Annotated in this window: 1 protein-coding gene; it reads right to left on the bottom strand. The window is 46.9% G+C overall.

What is annotated here, in order from left to right; genetic code table 11:
- On the bottom strand, window positions 1-256 hold a 256-nt coding region (locus BHE89_RS02390), incomplete at both ends, for an orotidine 5'-phosphate decarboxylase / HUMPS family protein (protein ID WP_171742434.1).

Genomic DNA, 256 nt, shown 5'->3' with positions numbered 1-256 from the left:
TCTGGTGTCATTACGCGACGCTGATCGCCAACATCACTTCCTGCTGGACGGATCCCCGGCGTGACTAATAAGAAATCGTCACCACAAACCTGTTTAAAACGCGTTGCTTCATGTGCAGAGCAGACGACACCATCAAGACCACAAGATTTTGTCAGTAACGCTAAACGTTCTGCCTGTTCTGCAGGTGTCAATGTTATTCCCAATTCAATTAAATCAGATTGATCCATGCTGGTCAGTACCGTCACCGCCGTTAAAA

The organism is Shigella sp. FC1967 (assembly GCF_001743005.1).
GTDB lineage: Bacteria > Pseudomonadota > Gammaproteobacteria > Enterobacterales > Enterobacteriaceae > Proteus.
This window is presented reverse-complemented; position numbering and strand designations above follow the sequence as displayed.